The 16,554-nt window shown below is 51.3% G+C and carries 16 protein-coding genes; 14 read left to right on the top strand and 2 right to left on the bottom strand.

What is annotated here, in order from left to right; genetic code table 11:
- The first annotated feature begins 14 nt into the window (after nt 1-14).
- The 12 genes from MY7_RS14675 to MY7_RS14620 are packed head-to-tail and all read left to right on the top strand — an operon-like array spanning nt 15 to nt 12,281.
- A complete protein-coding gene (locus tag MY7_RS14675; RefSeq protein WP_007613929.1) occupies nt 15-1,154 on the top strand; it encodes a glycosyltransferase family 4 protein in 1,140 nt (379 codons plus the stop codon).
- Nucleotides 1,151-1,993: a glycosyltransferase family 2 protein gene (locus tag MY7_RS14670; protein ID WP_007613928.1), complete on the top strand. Its 843-nt coding sequence runs from the start codon at nt 1,151-1,153 to the stop codon at nt 1,991-1,993. Before MY7_RS14675 ends, MY7_RS14670 begins: the two co-directional genes overlap by 4 nt.
- Nucleotides 1,986-3,122 (top strand): glycosyltransferase family 1 protein, encoded by a 1,137-nt coding sequence (locus MY7_RS14665; RefSeq protein WP_007613927.1) that lies wholly within the window; start codon nt 1,986-1,988, stop codon nt 3,120-3,122. The genes MY7_RS14670 and MY7_RS14665 overlap by 8 nt, the downstream gene beginning before the upstream one ends.
- 3 nt (nt 3,123-3,125) lie before the next feature.
- A complete protein-coding gene (locus tag MY7_RS14660; RefSeq protein WP_007613926.1) occupies nt 3,126-4,229 on the top strand; it encodes an EpsG family protein in 1,104 nt (367 codons plus the stop codon).
- An 18-nt stretch (nt 4,230-4,247) separates the two neighbouring features.
- Complete coding sequence (locus tag MY7_RS14655; protein WP_007613925.1) at nt 4,248-5,285, top strand: glycosyltransferase family 2 protein; 1,038 nt, start codon at nt 4,248-4,250, stop codon at nt 5,283-5,285.
- 4 nt (nt 5,286-5,289) lie between these two features.
- Nucleotides 5,290-6,366 carry a polysaccharide pyruvyl transferase family protein gene (locus MY7_RS14650; protein ID WP_007613923.1) on the top strand — a complete coding sequence of 359 codons (1,077 nt, stop codon included), beginning with the start codon at nt 5,290-5,292 and terminating at the stop codon, nt 6,364-6,366.
- Entirely contained in the window at nt 6,363-7,397 is a 1,035-nt protein-coding gene (locus tag MY7_RS14645) for a glycosyltransferase (RefSeq protein ID WP_007613921.1), read from the top strand. The genes MY7_RS14650 and MY7_RS14645 overlap by 4 nt, the downstream gene beginning before the upstream one ends.
- Nucleotides 7,394-8,911 carry an MATE family efflux transporter gene (locus MY7_RS14640; RefSeq protein ID WP_007613919.1) on the top strand — a complete coding sequence of 506 codons (1,518 nt, stop codon included), beginning with the start codon at nt 7,394-7,396 and terminating at the stop codon, nt 8,909-8,911. Before MY7_RS14645 ends, MY7_RS14640 begins: the two co-directional genes overlap by 4 nt.
- Complete coding sequence (locus tag MY7_RS14635; RefSeq protein WP_007613917.1) at nt 8,908-9,516, top strand: sugar transferase; 609 nt, start codon at nt 8,908-8,910, stop codon at nt 9,514-9,516. Before MY7_RS14640 ends, MY7_RS14635 begins: the two co-directional genes overlap by 4 nt.
- On the top strand, nt 9,513-10,160 hold the full coding sequence (locus MY7_RS14630; RefSeq protein ID WP_007613916.1) for an acetyltransferase: 648 nt from the start codon (nt 9,513-9,515) through the stop codon (nt 10,158-10,160). Before MY7_RS14635 ends, MY7_RS14630 begins: the two co-directional genes overlap by 4 nt.
- 4 nt (nt 10,161-10,164) lie before the next feature.
- Nucleotides 10,165-11,337, top strand: coding sequence for an aminotransferase class I/II-fold pyridoxal phosphate-dependent enzyme (locus MY7_RS14625; protein ID WP_029325825.1), 1,173 nt, complete (start codon nt 10,165-10,167; stop codon nt 11,335-11,337).
- Complete coding sequence (locus MY7_RS14620; protein ID WP_007613909.1) at nt 11,316-12,281, top strand: polysaccharide pyruvyl transferase family protein; 966 nt, start codon at nt 11,316-11,318, stop codon at nt 12,279-12,281. Before MY7_RS14625 ends, MY7_RS14620 begins: the two co-directional genes overlap by 22 nt.
- Nucleotides 12,282-12,294: 13 nt before the next feature.
- On the opposite strand, the gene yvfG is transcribed toward MY7_RS14620, so the two are convergent.
- Entirely contained in the window at nt 12,295-12,513 is a 219-nt protein-coding gene (yvfG, locus tag MY7_RS14615; protein WP_003151570.1) for a protein YvfG, read from the bottom strand.
- Nucleotides 12,514-12,590: 77 nt separating this feature from the next.
- On the opposite strand from yvfG, the gene rpoN reads away from it, so the two are divergent.
- The gene (gene rpoN / locus MY7_RS14610) at nt 12,591-13,901 is read left to right on the top strand and encodes an RNA polymerase factor sigma-54 (protein WP_029325826.1); all 1,311 of its coding nucleotides are present in this window, start codon (nt 12,591-12,593) and stop codon (nt 13,899-13,901) included.
- Between the two features lie 37 nt (nt 13,902-13,938).
- Here rpoN and lutP read toward each other — a convergent pair whose 3' ends face one another.
- Entirely contained in the window at nt 13,939-15,615 is a 1,677-nt protein-coding gene (gene lutP / locus MY7_RS14605) for an L-lactate permease LutP (RefSeq protein ID WP_007613900.1), read from the bottom strand.
- 205 nt (nt 15,616-15,820) lie between these two features.
- On the opposite strand from lutP, the gene MY7_RS14600 reads away from it, so the two are divergent.
- Entirely contained in the window at nt 15,821-16,540 is a 720-nt protein-coding gene (locus MY7_RS14600) for a FadR/GntR family transcriptional regulator (RefSeq protein WP_029325827.1), read from the top strand.
- Nucleotides 16,541-16,554: the final 14 nt, after the last annotated feature.

The following is a 16,554-nucleotide window of genomic DNA, read 5'->3' as shown; positions in this document are numbered from 1 at the left end:
GGGAGGACAGATAGATGACGAAAAAAGTATTATTCTGCGCCACTGTCGATTATCATTTTAAAGCCTTTCATCTTCCGTATTTTCAATGGTTTCAGGATATGGGGTGGGAAGTGCACGTCGCGGCAGGCGGCAATATGAATCTTCCTTTCGTTGATGAAAAGTTTTCCATTCCGATCCGGCGCTCGCCGTTTCATCCCGAAAATCTTTCTGTTTACAGGCGGCTGAAACGGCTCATTCAGGACAACGGCTACGACATGATTCACTGTCATACGCCGGTCGGCGGCGTGCTCGCACGCCTTGCTGCGAGACAAGCGCGCCAAAAAGGGACAAAGGTGCTGTACACCGCGCACGGCTTTCACTTCTGCGACGGAGCGCCCCTAAAAAACTGGCTTCTTTATTACCCGATCGAAAAATTTCTTTCTTCTTATACGGATTGTCTGATTACGATTAATGAAGAGGATTACGAACGGGCCAAACAAATGAAAAAAACAGCTTGCGGCGCGAAAAAAATACACGGCATCGGGGTGAATACAGACAGGTTTCGCCCTGTGAGCCGGGAAGAGAGTGAACGTCTGAGAGAAAAACACGGCTTCGGCGCCGGGGAATTTATTCTCGTATACCCCGCTGAATTAAACGGCAATAAAAACCAGGGACTTCTCATTGAGACTGCGGCATTGCTGAAGAACCGCATTCCGGAGCTGAAACTCGTTTTTGCCGGAGAAGGCGCGATGGAAGCGCCGTACAGAAAAAAGGCTGAATCACTCGGTGTATCCGACATGGTGCGGTTTTACGGTTTTTGCCGCGATATTCATGAACTGATTCAGCTTGCCGATCTGTCTGTCGCCTCAAGCATCCGCGAAGGACTCGGCATGAATCTGCTTGAAGGAATGGCTGCCGAAAAGCCCGCCGTTGCCGCGGACAACAGGGGGCACCGTGAGATCATCGAAGACGGCGTGAACGGTTTTCTCGTGCCGGCCGGGGAGAGCGCGGCGTTTGCCGATCGAATTGAAAAGCTGTACCGCTCCCCGGGTCTGCGAAAAGCAATGGGGCAAAAAGGGCGCAGCACGGCGGAATGTTTTTCTGAAACACGTACGGTAAAGGAAATGGCGCACATTTACGCCGGTTATATGGATAAAAAGGAGAAAAGCGTATGAATGCAGGAGCACAACCGAAAATTTCCGTGATCATGGGAATTTATAATTGCGAAGAGACTTTAGCGGAGAGTATTGAATCCATCCTGAGCCAATCTTATAAGAATTGGGAACTGATTATGTGTGATGACGCGTCAACTGACGGAACGTATCAGATTGCGCGCCGTTACGCGGATCATTACGGCGACCGGATCACGCTGATTCAAAATAAGACAAATCAACGGCTTGCCGCTTCGCTGAACCGCTGTCTGACATACGCAACGGGGGATTATATCGCCAGGCAGGACGGTGATGACATCTCCAACCCGAGGAGACTGGAAAAACAGGCCGCTTTCTTAAACAAGCACGCCCACTATCAAGTCGTAGGCACGGGGATGCTCGTATTTGACGAATTCGGTGTAAGGGGCGCCCGGCTTTTGCCGCCCGTGCCGAAACCGGGAATTATGGCGCAAGGCACACCATTCTGCCACGGCACCATTATGATGCGGGCTGAAGCGTACAAAGCGCTTGACGGCTACCGGTCAGTCAGGCGGACGCGGCGGATGGAGGATATCGATTTGTGGCTGCGCTTTTTTGAAGCGGGTTTCCGGGGGTACAATCTCCAAGAAACGCTGTATAAAGTCAGAGAGGACAGTGATGCGTTTAAAAGGAGATCGTTTACGTATTCCATTGATAATGCGGTCCTCGTTTTTCAGGCATGCAGACGGCTGAAGCTGCCGCTTTCCCATTATGCTTATATCGCAAAACCGCTCATCCGCGCCATTACGCCGCCCGCGGTCATGAACCGTTATCATAAAAACAGGGACATCCGCCAAAAAGAAGGGCTTGCCGAACATGACTGACAAACCGATGCGGGTGCTGCACATCTTCAGCGGGATGAACAGGGGCGGCGCAGAAACGATGATGATGAATTTGTACCGGAAGATGGACAGAACGAAGGTGCAGTTTGATTTTTTAACCCATAGGAACGATCCGTGCGCTTATGATGAGGAAATTCTCGCTCTCGGCGGACGGCTTTTTTATGTGCCGAGCATCGGCAGCACAAACCCGATTACATTTGTGAAACAGGTCAAACGGGTGATTCAGGAAAAAGGCCCGTTTGCCGCCGTGCACGCCCATACCGATTTTCAGTCTGGATTCATCGCGCTTGCCGCTCGTTTAGCCGGCGTCCCGGTGCGGATCTGCCATTCGCACAGTACGTCGTGGCGGGGGCGGGCGTCGCGGCTTGCCGGGATGCAGCTGTTTGTTTTCAGACGGCTGATCACGGCAAACGCCACGGCACTGTGCGCCTGCGGGGAAGACGCGGGCCGTTTCTTATTCGGGAAAGAAAAAGACGTGCATCTTTTGCCGAACGGCATTGATCTCGACTTATTTGCCGGCGGGTGCGCGGACACAGAAGCTGAAAAAAGGAAGCGGGGCATTGCGGACGGCCGTTTGCTGATCGGCCATATCGGCCGCTTTACAGAAGAAAAAAACCATGAATTTCTGCTCCGGCTGGCCGCTGATATGAAAGAGCGGGGCATCGGTTTACAGCTGATTCTCGCCGGAGACGGTCCGCTTCGCACCGACATGGAAAATCTGGCGGCGAAGCTGGGGCTTGATGATGATGTGCGTTTTATCGGCATAGAAGACCGCGTTCATGCCCTGCTGAAAACGCTGGATGTATTTGTCATGCCGTCTCTTTATGAAGGGCTGCCCGTCACGCTCGTTGAAGCGCAGGCCTCCGGGGTGCCGTGCGTGATATCAGACGGCATAACGGAAGAAGCCGATGCCGGGCTCGGGCTGGTCAAAAGGCTCAGCCTCAAAGAACCGCCCGGACAATGGGTATCCGCGGTTTTACGGGCAGCAGAGGCGGCAAAGCCTGACGGGGCGCGCATTAAAGAAACCCTCAGACGGCAGGGATATGATGCGGGAGAAAATGCGGGGGCTGTTATGAAGCTTTATAATATGAATTGGAAAAAGGAACAGTAACGAATGATTGTATACGTAGTCAATATGGGAATTGTGTATATTTGGTCATGGTTCGCGAAAATGTGCGGCGGGCGTGATCAATCGCTTTCGACCGGATACCGGCCGAATCAGCTCGTCATGATCGTTCCGCTGCTATCGCTCGTATTGGTCTCCGGTTTGCGCTACAGAGTCGGGACGGATTTTCAGACGTACGCGCTGATGTACAAGCTGGCGGGAAATTATGGCAGCATTTGGGAGATCTTCGGATTCGGAGCGAAAAAAGCAGCCGTTGATCCGGGGTTTACGGCTCTCATCTGGCTCATGAATTTTATCACGAAAGATCCGCAAATCATGTATTTCACCGTGGCGGTCGTGACGTGCAGCTTTATTTTAAAGGGGCTCGTTGAGTTTGGCCGTCCGTTTGAGCTGAGTGTGTTTTTGTTTTTGGGCACGTATCACTATTACGCTTCCTTTAACGGGATCAGGCAGTATATGGTGGCGGCCGTTTTGTTTTGGGCCGTCCGCTACGTGATCAGCGGAAGCTGGAAGCGTTATATGTCAATCGTGCTGCTGTGTTCGCTTTTTCATTCCTCAGCGCTGATTATGATTCCGGTTTATTTTCTCGTCAGAAAAAGAGCCTGGTCGCCCGCGATTTTCGGACTGTCGGCATTGTTTCTTCTTATGACGTTCCTGTATCAGAAGTTCATTTCGCTGTTTGTCGTCGTGCTGGAAAACAGCTCGTACGGCCATTATGAGAAATGGCTGATGACCAATACGAACGGGATGAACGTCGTAAAAATCGCGGTGCTGCTTCTGCCGCTGTTTTTGGCTTTCTGCTATCGGGAGCGGCTGCGGAAGCTCTGGCCTGACATTGATGTCATCGTGAATTTCTGTCTGCTCGGCCTGCTCTTCGGTCTTTTGGCGACAAAGGATGTTATTTTTGCCCGGTTTAATATATATTTCGGCCTGTACCAAATGATCCTGATCCCTTATTTTGTGAGGATTTTTGATGAAAAATCAAATGCGCTGATTTATATCGCCATTATTGTCTGTTATTTTCTTTACAGTTACTTGCTTATGCCGGTCGATTCGTCTGTGCTTCCGTACAGAACGATTTTTTCCCGGTAATGAACACTGGAGGTTTATATGGAAACACCCGCGGTCAGTTTATTAATTGCTGTGTATAATACGGAAACTTATTTAGAAACATGCTTAGATTCATTGCTCAATCAGTCGCTCGCCAATATCGAAATCGTGGCCGTTAATGACGGGTCAACGGATCAAAGCCCGGCGATTCTTGAAACCTATCAGAAGCGGGATGGGAGAATCAGGGTCATTCATCAGCAAAACCGGGGGCTCGGAGCCGTCCGCAACAGGGGAATCGAGGCGGCGCGCGGCGAATTTATCGCTTTTATTGATGCGGACGACTGGGTTGAACCTGATTATTGCCTGCGCATGTATAAAAAAGCGAAGGCTGATCAGGCTGATCTCGTGATTTGCGAATATGCGGCCGAATTCGCGGATACCGGGAAAACCGCCGTTTCAACGATCGCTTCAGCGTACGAGGGCCGCCCGAAACAACTGTACCTGAAAGATTTATTTGAAGGAAGAGTCAGCGGTTTTTCATGGAACAAGCTGTACAAAAGAACCATGATCGAGCATCATCAGCTGCGCTTTCCGCTTCGTGATGAGCTGGAGCACGTGGAGGATCAGTACTTCAGCCTCCGGGCGCATGTTTTCGCAGGTGCGGTCTCGTACGTGGATCAGCCGCTCTACCATTATCGGATTCACTTGACTTCCATTGTGCAAAGCTATCAGAAAAAGCTGTTTGACTCAGGTCTCGTTCTCTATCGGCTGAACGAGGCTTTTTTGCGTGAAAACGGCTGCTTACAGGAATACCGGCAGGAGCTGGATTTTTTCATCGTTCAGCATGGAACAGTCTGCCTGCTGAATGAATGGAAGCGAAATAACGGCGGCCGGTTTTCTGAGAAGTGGAAGAATATCAGCCGGATATGCGCTGATCCCGTGTTCCGCCTGAGCCTTTCCAAAACCGGAACGGCGCCGTTTGACGCCAAACGCTCATGCCTTCTGCTTTTGGCGAAGCTGAAGCTGATTCCGTTCGTGTCGCTGGCATCAGCCGCGTATCAGCGGGCAATCGAGTACAAAATGAAAATCAGAGGGTGAAGACATGTCGATACAATCTTTAAAAATCAATCTCGCCGAATGGCTGTTGCTTAAGGTCAAATATCCGTCCCAATTTCATTTCGGAACGGCAGCGGATGGGGCGGGGCTTACAGCGGCAAGAAAAAAGATCATTCTGACGCTGCTCCCGTCCCACGATAATCTCGGCGATCACGCCATCGCCTACGCAAGCAAAACGTTTCTTGAACGGGAGTATCCCGATTTTGACATTGTCGAAGTGGATATGAAGGATATATACAGATCGGCAAAAGCGCTGATCAAAAAGCGCCACCCCGATGATATGGTATTCATCATCGGCGGCGGGAACATGGGGGATTTGTACCGGTATGAGGAATGGACGCGCCGCTTTATTATCAAAACATTCCGGGAATATCGGATCGTTCAGCTTCCGGCGACGGCTCACTTTTCTGAATCAAAAAAGGGACGGAAGGAACTGAAGCGCGCCCGAAAAGTGTACAATGCGCATCCCGACCTTTTGTTAATGGCGAGAGATGAGACGACGTATCAATGGATGAAGCGTCATTTTCCCGGAAAAACAGTGCTCAAACAGCCTGACATGGTCTTATATTTGGATAAAAGCGAGCGGGGCATCCCGCGGGAAGGGATCTACCTCTGTTTACGGGAGGATAAGGAGAGTGCGCTGACGGCTGAGGACAGAACGATGGTAAAAGAAGCTTTGGCCAAAGAGTACGGCGAGCTGTATTCCTTTACGACGACGGTCGGCCGGAGGGTCAGCCGCCATACACGCGAAAAGGAGCTGGAAGCGCTTTGGAATACGCTGAAAGGCGCGGAAGCCGTCGTCACTGACAGGCTTCACGGGATGATTTTTTGTGCGCTGACGAAAACGCCTTGTGTCGTCATTCGTTCGTTTGATCATAAAGTGATGGAAGGCTATCAATGGCTGAAAAACATACCGAACATGACATTGCTTGAACGTCCAGAACCTGAAGCTGTAACGGCCGCCGTAAACCGGCTGCTCAGCGGCAATCATGAGGAAGGCGGTTCTTTGCGCAGTGTTTATTTTGCCGGGCTGCGCTCGAAAATCAGCGGTGATGCCCAATGACCGCGCCGCTTGTGAGCGTGATCGTGCCGATGTATAAGACAGAGCCTTTTATTAAAGAATGCGCGGTTTCTTTAACAAAACAGACGCTGAGAGACATCGAAATCATTTTCGTCAATGACGGCTCACCGGATCAGTCAGGCCGGATTGCTGAACAATTCGCCGCAGAAGATGCGAGAATCCGGGTGATTCATAAAAAAAACGGCGGCCTCAGCTCGGCTCGCAATGCCGGAATAAAAGCCGCCCGCGGCCGTTATATCGGTTTTGCGGACGGCGATGACTATGTGACGGAAACGATGTTCGAAAGGCTTTATGAAGAAGCGGAGAAGAACCGGCTGGATATCGCCGGCTGCGGTTATTATAAGGAAACGCCGTCTAAGAAACGAACGTATATGCCGCCGTCCCTTCCGCCGGGCCGCGTCTTCACAGCGGATGAAATGACTGCATTGCTGACCCGCGCGCACGAACATCGGTTTATTTGGTATGTGTGGCGCTATATATACCGGCGAGAATCATTGCAAGGACTGTTGTTCCATGAAGATATCCGGTTTGCCGAGGACTCTCCGTTTAACTTGGCAGCGTTCCGCCAAGCCGCACGTGTCAAAGTGATAGACGAAGGGCTGTATATCTACCGGGAAAATCCGCAAAGTCTTACAGAAACACCGTTTAAGCCCCACTTAGATCAAGAACTGCAAAAGCAATATAAAGCGAAAATGGCTTTTTATGAGGCGAACGGGCTGACGGACGCCTGCCGGAGCGATATTGATACATATTTGTGCAAGCATCAGATTCCGATGCTGATCGCCAACGCATGCGCCGCCCCGCAGCCGTCACATCAGATTACGGCGCACATCGGCAGAATCTTAACGTATGACATGGTAAAAACGGCGGTGCGCAGCACGCCATGCCGGCATAAACAGCTGCTGGCGGGGGAGCGCGTGGTGCTCGGCCTGTGCAAAATGCGCCTTCCACTTCTTCTGCATGCGTTTTTCGAACGGAAATCGAAAGAGAAAGGCAGTGCGGAAGGAGCATGAAATTTGCCATTAATTTCGGCGCAAATGTGACGGCGTTTTTACTATCGGTGTTTTTATCAGTGTGGATGACGCCCTTTATCGTGAAAACATTAGGTGTGGAGGCTTTTGGGTTTGTCCATCTGACACAGAATATCATTAACTATTTCTCTATTATTACCGTTGCGCTGAGCTCTGTCGTTGTGAGGTTTTTCTCCGTCGCCGCCCACAGGGGGAACAGGGACGAGGCCAATGCGTATGTAAGCAATTATTTAGCCGCGTCTGTCGTGATATCTCTATTACTCGCTGTGCCGCTCGCCGGGACGGCTTTTTTTATTGACAAGATTATGAATGTACCGGCCGGGCTGCTAACGGATGTGAGGCTGTCCATCGTAATCGGCAGCGTGCTGTTTATGCTGACGTTTTTTATGGCGGGATTCGCGACGGGGCCGTTTTTTGCCAACAAGCTTTATATCACAAGTTCCATTCAGGCCGTGCAAATGCTGGTCAGGGTGCTGTGTGTGCTCGCTCTGTTTACGTGCCTGCCGCCGAAAATCTGGCAGATCCAGCTTTCGGCATTAGCGGGAGCTGTCTGTGCGGCCGTGCTGACTTTTTTCTTCTTTAAGAAATTGATTCCGTGGTTTTCTTTCAGCCGTAAAACCTTGTCATTACAAACGAGCAAAGTGCTGTTTTCGGCCGGTGCCTGGAGCTCTGTCAACCAGATCGGCGTGCTGCTGTTTCTGCAGATTGACCTCATGACGGCCAACCTTGTGCTGGGGCCGTCTGAAGCGGGTGTCTATGCGGCGATTATTCAATTCCCGCTCCTGCTCAGAAGTCTTGCCGGGACGCTTGCTTCACTGTTTGCGCCGGTTTTGACTTCCTACTATTCAAAAGGGGATATGGAAGGTCTCCTGTCTTACGCCAATAAGGCTGTGCGGATGAACGGGCTTCTGCTCGCGCTTCCCGCCGCATTATTAGGAGGGCTTGCCGAACCGTTTCTGGCGATTTGGCTGGGCCCGTCGTTTGTGCAGACGGCGCCGCTTTTATACATTCACGCCGCGTATTTGGCGGTCAGTCTCTCTGTCATGCCGCTTTTTTACGTATGGACGGCTTTTAATAAACAAAAAACGCCCGCCGTCGTTACTTTATGTTTAGGCGGACTGAATGTCATATTGGCCGTGGTTCTCAGCGGACCGGCACATCTCGGGCTGTACGGCATCACCATTGCCGGGGCTGTCTCCCTCATTTTGAAAAATGCCGTCTTCACGCCGCTGTATGTTTCACATATTACTGGTTTTCAGAAAACCGCGTTTTATAAAGGAATGTTCGGACCGTTGGCGGCGGCCGTATTTGCCTGGGCTGTCTGCCGGGGAATCCGGCTGTTTTCACCGCTTGACAGCTGGGCCGGCCTGATCGCCGCGGGGCTTGCCGTATGCATAAGCTATGCCGCATTCGCTTTTTTCTTCATTTGTACGAAAGAAGAAAGGCGGCTTGCTTTACAGAAATGCCGAAAAGTGAAAGGAGCTGTTCAGATTTGAAGGCGAAACGTGTATTTGATATAGCGGCCGCGATGTTGTTATTGTGCGGCGCGAGCGTCATCCTTCTCTTCGCCATGGCAGCCGTCAGATGCGCCATCGGGTCTCCGGTATTGTTCAAACAGACGAGACCGGGGCATAACGGGCGTCCGTTTACGTTGTATAAACTCAGAACGATGACGGATGCGCGTGATAAAAACGGTGTGCTGCTTCCGGATCATCTCCGCCTGACCAAAACGGGAAGGCTGATCAGAAAACTGAGCATCGATGAGCTTCCCCAGCTTTTTAATGTGCTCAAAGGCGATATCAGTCTTGTCGGCCCCCGCCCTCTGCTGATGGATTATCTTCCGCTTTACACGGCGGAGCAGGCGCGGCGGCACGAGGTGAAGCCGGGGATTACGGGCTGGGCGCAGATTAACGGGAGAAACGCGATTTCATGGGAGGAAAAATTCAAGCTCGACGTGTGGTACGTCGACAACCGCACATTTCTTCTCGACTTAAAGATTCTGCTTTTAACAGTGAAAAAAGTTCTCGTGTCAGAAGGCATACACCAAGCCGGCCAAGTGACGGCAAAGCGCTTCACAGGCAGCGGAGACATGTCATCGTGAAAAAGGTCGTGCTGATCGGAAACGGCGGACACGGAAAAGTCGTGAGAGAAATCGTGCAGGCCCGTTCTGATATGGAGCTTGCGGGCATATTGGATGACGGATTCAGCGGTTTTGCCGTTCGGAACGGTTTATATACGGGCCGGACGAAAGACGTGCACATGCTTCGGAAACTCGTCCCCGAGGCCGTGTTCACGATATGCATCGGCCGCAACGGCGTCAGAAAGCAGCTCGCTGAAACGCTTGGGATTGAACATGACGATTATGCCACACTCATTCACCCCGGGGCGATCGTCAGTGAAACGGCTTCCGTCGGACACGGAACGGTTGTGATGGCGGGTGCCGTCATTCAGGCGGGCGCTGACATCGGCGCCCATTGCATCATCAATACGGGGGCGGTTGCCGATCATGACAATGCAATCGGAGATTACGTCCATCTTTCACCGCGCGCGGCGCTTGCCGGCGGAGTGAAAATCGGGGAAGGAACGCACATCGGAATCGGCGCGTCCGTCATACCGCAGATTGACATCGGCCCTTGGTCCGTTATCGGCGCGGGGGCTGCGGTTATCAGCCGAATTCCCGGCCATGTGACGGCGGTCGGCGTTCCAGCCCGCATCATCTCCCCTATCCATAATGAAAAAGGATGATTTCATGCAAACAAACAAACGGATTTATTTGTCTCCGCCTCATATGAGCGGAAAAGAACAGGAATACATTGCAGAAGCTTTTCGTTCCAATTGGATTGCCCCGCTCGGTCCGCTCGTCAATTCGTTTGAAGCGCGGCTCGCGGAATATGCGGGAGTGAAAAGCGCGGCGGCCGTAAGCTCGGGAACGGCCGCCATCCATCTTGCCCTGCGGCTTGCGGGTGTGAAAAAAGGAGACGCTGTATTTTGTCCTTCCTTTACGTTTGTCGCCACGGCGAATCCGATTGTGTATGAGCAGGCTGAGCCCGTTTTTATTGATTCGGAATGGGAGACGTGGAATATGTCGCCCGATGCGCTTGAGCGGGCGCTGCGGGATGCAAAGCGGCGCGGCAGACTCCCGAAAGCGGTGATCGCCGTCAATCTTTACGGCCAAAGCGCGAAAATGGATGAATTAACGAGCCTTTGTGACGCATACGGCGTCTGTCTGATTGAAGACGCTGCCGAGTCCTTAGGATCAACATATAAAGGCAGGCAGAGCGGCACGTTCGGCCGTTTCGGCATTTATTCCTTTAACGGCAACAAAATCATTACAACATCGGGAGGCGGCATGCTCGTGTCTGACGATGAAGCCGCGATTGAAAAGGCGAAGTTTCTTGCGTCACAGGCGAGAGATGCCGCCGTTCATTACCAGCACAGCGAGCTCGGGTATAACTACAGGCTCAGCAACATTCTCGCGGGCGTGGGGATATCGCAGCTGGAAGTGCTCGAAGATCGCGTCCGGGCGAGGAGAGAAATCTTTCACAGGTATCGGGAAGCGCTGGAAACGTATCCGGGCATCCGCATGATGCCGGAGCTTGAGGGAACGGTTTCAAACCGCTGGCTGACTGCTCTGACGCTTGATAACGGCGTGACGCCGGAAGAAGCCGTCGCCTGTCTTGCGGAACAGAACATTGAGGCCCGGCCGCTGTGGAAACCGCTGCATACGCAGCCGCTTTTCTCATCTTCCGTCTTTTATCCTCACAGCGAACATGAACGGGTCTCTGAAAATCTTTTCAGCCGGGGCATCTGTCTGCCGTCCGGGTCTGACTTGTCTTCTGAGGAGCAGCAGCGTGTCATTGACGCACTTGCGCAACTGTTTGAAACGAAAGGGGAGAAAACATGGACAGCCGCCATGTTATGAGCCGATTAAAAGAAACGCTGACGGGTCTGCTCAGCGTTATACCGCCGCAATCTGACATCATATATGCCGACTATCCCCTCTACGGAAATGTAGGGGATTTATTGATTATGAAAGGGACGGAGGCGTTTTTTAAAGCGCACGGCATCCGCGTGAAACAGCGCTGGAATCCCGACAATTTTCCATTCGGGCGCCGGGCGGACAAAAAGACGATCATCGTCTGTCAGGGTGGCGGAAATTTCGGGGATCTCTATCCGTACTATCAGACGTTCAGGGAAAAAATCGTCAAATCCTTTCCGGAAAACAGGATCGTCATCCTGCCGCAATCCATCTATTATCAGGATGAGACACGGCTGCAAAAGACAGCGGCGCTTTTTGCGGAGCACAAGGATCTCCACCTGTTTACGAGAGATCATGTGTCACACGAGACTGCGAAACGCTTTTTTTCGGCGAATCATATCGGGCTTATGCCTGATATGGCCCATCAGCTGTATCCGATGGCGGCGTCAGCGGCTCCGTCACGCGGCAGGCTTCATTTTATCCGCACGGATGGGGAAATCAATCCGAAGCTGCAAACCAATTCTTCCGTTAAAAGCTGCGACTGGCAGGATGTGCTGTCAGCAAGCGACCGCAGGGGGATCGCTTTTTTCCAAACGCTGAATGTTTTGAATAAAAAAGCGGGAAACCCGCTGCCGATTGCGCGGTTTTGGAAACGCTATACCGATTTCTTAACAAAGAAAGCGGTCCTGTTTTTCAGCAGATACGAATCGGTGGAAACGTCAAGGCTTCACGGCCACATTCTGTCCTCACTTCTCGGGAAACCGAATACCGTCATTGATAATTCATACGGGAAAAACGCCAACTATTATTACACCTGGATGCACGAAGCGCCGGATGTCCGTCTGATCGGGGAAACCGCCGGCACGAAGGAAAACCTTCCGCTTTGAATGAGCGGAAGGTTTATTTTGTTTCTCCGCGTTTTACTTTGTTGTACGCCTCATCCAAATGCTGAATTCTTTTGAGCACAACCGAGTTTTTCGTCAGCTGATCCTGAACAAGGGTTGAAACGACGGAACGGTAATAGCTGTTCATCGCATGAATTCGGTCTTCATTCGGATTCATTTCAATGTGCTGTGTAAAGTTTTCAATAAAATAAGGAACAGAAAAAAGTTCTGACATCTATAAAGCAACTCCTTTTAATAAGTATATACGGTATGAAACCAATCATGTACAATGAAAAAAGGGGAGTGAGCATGATGGATATCAAACTTCAGCAAACACAAATGTTAAAGCCTCAATTAACGCAAGAGCTTAAACAGGCTATCACATTACTCGGATACAATTCCGCGGAACTGGCCGGATATATTGATGAGCTCTCACTGGAAAACCCTCTGATTGAACGAAAGGAAACAGACACGCCGCCACTATCTTACCATAAAACAAATAAAAACAGGATGAAAGAACGGGACGGAAGCCAGCAGATCAGACTTACCCGCAAAACGCTGCAGGATTCGCTCAAACAGCAAGCCTTAGACATGAAGCTGTCCGATGATGAGAAAAAAATTTTCAATTATCTGATACATTCATTGGATTCAAACGGATATTTAAAAGAGGACATACCAGCCGCCGCCGACCATGTATCCGCTTCACAAGAGGAGACGGAAGCGGTTCTTAAAAAGCTTCAATCCCTTGAGCCCGCGGGAATCGGCGCCCGGTCTTTGCAGGAATGCATCCTTCTTCAGCTCCGCCGTTTGCCCGAGCGGAACGAACAGGCGGAATGGATTGCCGAAGCCTATTTTGAGCTATTTGCAAGAAAGAACTGGAAAGCGCTTACACTAAAAACGGGCATTCCGCTTAAAGACATTCAGGACATCGCTGACATGATCAGCGCGCTTGATCCGAGGCCGGGGCTCCGTTATGCGCATGAGGAGCCGGGTTTTTACGTGGAACCGGATATTTTCATCACAGTGAAAAACGGCATCATTCAAGCGCGGCTCAACAGCCGTTCGTTTCCTGACATCCAGCTTCATACCCATTATCAGCCGCTGCTGTCAGCTGCCGGGTGCCGAGACACGAAAAATTATCTGTCGGCAAAATATCAGGAATGGCGCTGGCTGAACCGAGCTTTGTCGCAAAGAAAACAAACGATCACGAGAATTATCGGCGTGCTGACTGAACGGCAGGAATCCTTTTTTCTCACAGGAAAAAGCGGAATGCAGCCGCTGACCTTAAGAGAGGTGGCGGAAACGCTGGAGCTCCACGAATCAACGATCAGCCGGGCCATCAAAGGGAAGTACGTTCAGACGCCGTACGGACTGTATGAAATGAAAACATTTTTCTCGGCGAAAGCTGAATCGTCGGGGGACGGCGGCGCCTCCAATTATGCCGTAAAAGCGCATCTGGAGGCATTGGTCGGTAAAGAAGATAAAAAGAAACCTTATTCAGACCAAAAGCTTGCCGATCTGCTGCATGAACAATATGACATCCGAATCTCAAGGCGCACCGTCGCCAAATACCGTGACCAATTAAATATTCCGCCGTCATCGGCGAGAAAACGGTACAGCTGAAACCTCCCCGAGCCAAACCCCGGGGAGGTTCTCCGTGTTACGGGATCATCCATGAAAACAGATGATGCTGTAAAAATGTAATGAGGCAGACGAGCAGAAGCAAAAACAGACTGTGCTTAATCGTAAAGCGGAAAAGGTCGGCTTCCTTGCCCGCCAGACCGACAGCGGCACAGGCAACCGCAATGGATTGCGGAGAAATCATTTTTCCGGTGACACCGCCTGATGAATTGGCGGCGACGGAGAGAACCGGGTCCATCCCGACAGAGAGCGCCGTCACCTTTTGCAATCCGCCGAACAATAGGTTGGCCGACGTATCAGAGCCGGTAATAAATACGCCGAGCCAGCCGAGCACCGGCGAAAAAAAGGTAAACATCGCGCCCGTCATGGCAAGCGCAAGACCGAGTGTCGTGCTCATGCCGGAAGCATTCGTCACATAAGCAAAGCCGACAACAGAAACAATGGTCACGACCGGAAGCGTTAATTCTTTCACCGTTTCTATAAACGCTTCGCCCCAAGTCTTCCACGACATGCCGAGGGCGAACTTGGAGATGACGGCGGCAATCAGAATCGCCGTCCCTGCTGAACCGAAAAGCTCAAGTTTGTACACGGCTTCAATCGGCGTGCCGTCCGCCTGAAGAATCTGCTGATTTACAAATGGGACGGGAGGCGTGAAGGTCAATGCACGCCCGGCTGCATTCAGCCAGGAAAGCCACATTGACGTTCCTTCGTAATGACCGGTTAATGCAGCCTTCACGCCGGGAATCCCCCAGACGGATATCATGGCCGTCAGAAGAAGGAAAGGAGACCACGCTTTAAACACCGCGGCGCCCCCGTACTTGATCGGCGCCCGGTCAGCGGCCGCTGCTGATTCCCGTTCTGCCGCGAAACGAAAGGCCGTTTTCGGTTTCCAAAATTTCAAAAACACAGCGAGCGCAGCCATGGAAACAAGCGCCGACAGCACATCCGGAAGCTCAGGCCCTAAAAAATTCGAGCTTGCGTACTGCACGGCTGCAAAGGAGACGCCGGAAACAAGAATGGCCGGCCATATCTCAAAAGCCTTTTTAAACCCGCTCATCAAAATGATTAAGTACAGCGGAATAAAGACGGATAAAAACGGAAGCTGCCGGCCGACCATTTGAGAAATTTCCATTGCCGGTATCCCGGTCGGACCTTCGACGGCGGTAATCGGAATGCCGATCGCGCCGAAGGCAACGGGCGCCGTATTGGCAATCAGGCAAATTCCCGCCGCATACAGCGGCTGAAAACCAAGTCCGACGAGCAAAGCGGCCGAGATCGCGACGGGTGCGCCGAAACCGGCGGCGCCTTCTAAAAACGCCCCGAATGAAAAGGCGATGAGCAGCGCCTGCAAACGCCGGTCATCTGTAATTGACAGCACCGAACTCCGGATAATCTCAAACTGTCCCGTTTTCACGGTGATTTTATACAGAAAGACTGATGTGACGATAATCCAGCCGATCGGAAGCAGCCCGTACACCGCTCCCTGAGAAGCAGACATCACCGCTTTTTCCGCCGGCATGCCGTAAACAAATACAGCGATTAAAAGTGAAACGGCTAATGTTAAAAGCCCCGCGATGTACCCCTTCATCCGTTTCACCGCAAGCGCCCAAAAAAAGAAGATAATCGGCACGAGCGCGCAAGCTGCCGATAAAAGCAAATTTCCCCCTAAAGGAGCGTACCCCTGTGTCCATTGCATCCCTAAAAAACCCCTCCTTATGTCATGTAAGCGATTACTTTTTATGATAAGGTCATCTGATGACCGGGTTAATTAGCATTATATTTTGAAAGTTTTGAAAGTACAATACTTTTCTTGAACAAATTGTCTGAACCTGTCGGCAATACAAAAAAAGAAGTATAATAGACGATAAACATCAAGATTCACAAGTGACGGGGTGATCGCGTTGAAATATAAACAAATTAAAACGAAAAAAATCTACGAGGAAGTCGCTGACGCATTGCTGGAGAAGATAAAAGCGGGCGAGCTTAAGCCGGGTGAAAAGCTTGATTCCGTTCAGGCGCTTTCTGAGAGTTTTCAGGTCAGCCGCTCGGCGGTCAGAGAAGCGCTGTCGGCTTTGAAAGCGATGGGGCTCGTCGACATGAAGCAGGGAGAAGGCACATACATAAGAGAATTTGAGCCGTCTCATGTTTCCCAGCCGCTTTCTTCCGCCCTCTTGATGAAAAAAGAGGATGTCAAACAGCTGCTCGAAGTCAGAAAGCTGCTTGAACTCGGCGTCGCCGCCATGGCCGCTCAAAAACGCACCGAAGACGATTTACAAAAAATCCGCCAAGCTCTCATGGAGATGAAAGACATTGACGGAGACGAAGAATTGGGCGAAAAAGCAGATTTCTCCTTTCACATGGCGCTGGCGGAAGCATCACAAAACGGGCTACTCAAGCATCTCATGAATCATGTCTCCGCGCTTCTTTTGGAAACGATGAGAGAAACGAGAAAAATTTGGCTGTTTTCTAAACGAACGAGCGTGCAGCGATTGTATGAAGAGCATGAACGCATTTACAGCGCCGTCGCCGCCGGAGACGCGGATGAAGCGGAAACGGCGATGACCGCGCACTTGACGAATGTGGAAGAAGTGCTGGGGGCTTATTTTGAAGAAAATGTATAGAAGCTGACTTGTGA

This window comes from Bacillus sp. 5B6 (assembly GCF_000259405.1).
In the GTDB taxonomy this organism is placed as follows: Bacteria; Bacillota; Bacilli; order Bacillales; family Bacillaceae; genus Bacillus; species Bacillus velezensis.
Note: the sequence above shows the minus strand (reverse complement) of the source record. Positions and strands in the feature narration are given on the sequence as shown.

Excerpts from the sequence above, each read along its gene's own strand:
- MY7_RS14655 (WP_007613925.1), top strand. The coding sequence starts at position 4,248 with ATGGAAACACCCGCGGTCAGTTTATTAATTGCTGTGTATAATACGGAA.
- MY7_RS14670 (WP_007613928.1), top strand. The coding sequence starts at position 1,151 with ATGAATGCAGGAGCACAACCGAAAATTTCCGTGATCATGGGAATTTAT.
- rpoN (WP_029325826.1), top strand. The coding sequence starts at position 12,591 with ATGGATATCAAACTTCAGCAAACACAAATGTTAAAGCCTCAATTAACG.
- MY7_RS14640 (WP_007613919.1), top strand. The coding sequence starts at position 7,394 with ATGAAATTTGCCATTAATTTCGGCGCAAATGTGACGGCGTTTTTACTA.
- MY7_RS14625 (WP_029325825.1), top strand. The coding sequence starts at position 10,165 with ATGCAAACAAACAAACGGATTTATTTGTCTCCGCCTCATATGAGCGGA.
- lutP (WP_007613900.1), bottom strand. The coding sequence starts at position 15,615 with ATGCAATGGACACAGGGGTACGCTCCTTTAGGGGGAAATTTGCTTTTA.
- MY7_RS14645 (WP_007613921.1), top strand. The coding sequence starts at position 6,363 with ATGACCGCGCCGCTTGTGAGCGTGATCGTGCCGATGTATAAGACAGAG.
- MY7_RS14665 (WP_007613927.1), top strand. The coding sequence starts at position 1,986 with ATGACTGACAAACCGATGCGGGTGCTGCACATCTTCAGCGGGATGAAC.
- MY7_RS14675 (WP_007613929.1), top strand. The coding sequence starts at position 15 with ATGACGAAAAAAGTATTATTCTGCGCCACTGTCGATTATCATTTTAAA.
- MY7_RS14650 (WP_007613923.1), top strand. The coding sequence starts at position 5,290 with ATGTCGATACAATCTTTAAAAATCAATCTCGCCGAATGGCTGTTGCTT.
- MY7_RS14620 (WP_007613909.1), top strand. The coding sequence starts at position 11,316 with ATGGACAGCCGCCATGTTATGAGCCGATTAAAAGAAACGCTGACGGGT.
- MY7_RS14660 (WP_007613926.1), top strand. The coding sequence starts at position 3,126 with ATGATTGTATACGTAGTCAATATGGGAATTGTGTATATTTGGTCATGG.
- yvfG (WP_003151570.1), bottom strand. The coding sequence starts at position 12,513 with ATGTCAGAACTTTTTTCTGTTCCTTATTTTATTGAAAACTTTACACAG.